The sequence below is a fragment of the Methylophaga sp. UBA4204 genome (assembly GCF_002379485.1).
In the GTDB taxonomy this organism is placed as follows: domain Bacteria; phylum Pseudomonadota; class Gammaproteobacteria; order Nitrosococcales; family Methylophagaceae; genus Methylophaga.
The window spans coordinates 1-1,196 of the sequence record NZ_DFTU01000108.1; the positions used below are offsets into that span (position 1 = coordinate 1).

Annotated in this window: 1 protein-coding gene, 1 pseudogene and 1 riboswitch; the gene and the pseudogene both read left to right on the top strand. The window is 44.0% G+C overall.

Annotated features, from left to right (window positions below; translation table 11 throughout):
• Nucleotides 1–198, top strand: a pseudogene (locus B3182_RS15605) (single-stranded DNA-binding protein); the annotation flags it as partial.
• 267 nt (nt 199–465) lie between these two features.
• Nucleotides 466–566: riboswitch (guanidine-I (ykkC/yxkD leader) on the top strand.
• Between the two features lie 60 nt (nt 567–626).
• On the top strand, nt 627–1,196 hold a 570-nt coding region (locus tag B3182_RS15610; RefSeq protein WP_349677943.1), incomplete at its 3' end, for an ABC transporter substrate-binding protein.

Consider the following 1,196-nt stretch of genomic DNA (forward strand, 5'->3'; position numbering starts at 1 on the left):
AACGAAATGACCATGCTGGACAGCAAAGGTGCGGGTGGTGGCGGAAGCAACGATAATCAGGATTACAACCAAAATCGTCCTTCTCAACCAGCAGCGAAAAGTAACTACAACAATCCACAACCTGCTTCAGCATCTGCGGGTCCGGATTATGGTTCAGGCGGTGAAGCAGATTATTACGATGATGATATTCCGTTCTAATCATTAGCAGAAACCTACAAAAAGGCCCCTGAAATAGGGGCTTTTTTTTGGAAAATTGATCAGATAAAACCGCTCTAACCGCTCCATAATTGAACATTATCATTGAAATTCGCACAATTCTGGTGCAACAAACATTTACTGTCGTAACCTAAAAACAAGTCAAGCTATTGTTTTTAATTGATATCTAAACACTTTATGAAGTTGGCCTAGATCCTGCGTTAACACCTGCAGCGTGTTAGAGGTGTTTTTATCACACCAAAAGAACAGCAATAGGGTCTCTAGGGTTCCGGTTATGTAAATAATGTCTGGACCGAGAGTGACCGACCTTCACAGCGAAGGTTACACGGAGGGATAAAAGCCCGGGAGATTGTTTGAATAAAACATCTCTTTCACCGTGTTCTTAACCTAAGCTGTGAGGTACTACCAAAATGAAGCGCACTTTTTACCGCATCGGCAGCGTTTTGCTGCTTTCACTCTCTTTTATTATTTCCCCATTAACAGCACACGCTGAAACCAAAGATAAATTCAGTATTGCCTGGACAATTTATGCCGGCTGGATGCCATGGGATTACGCTGACAATGCAGGCATCGTTAAAAAGTGGGCCGATAAATACGATATCGAAATAGATGTCGTGCAGATAAACGATTACATCGAATCTATTAATCAATATACCGCTGGCCAGTTTGATGGTTGCACCATGACCAATATGGATGCTCTGACCATTCCTGCTGCGGGTGGTGTCGATAGTACAGCCTTAATCATCGGTGACTTTTCCAACGGCAATGATGGCATCGTGCTGAAGGGCGCAGATAAAAAGCTTGCTGATATTAAAGGTCAACGGGTCAATCTGGTCGAATTATCCGTTTCGCATTACCTGTTAGCGCGTGCTTTGGATAGCGTCGATATGAGTGAACGCGATGTGACCGTAGTCAACACCTCAGATGCCGATCTGGTAGGCGTATTTAATGCGTCGGATGTCACCTCTACAGTCACCTGG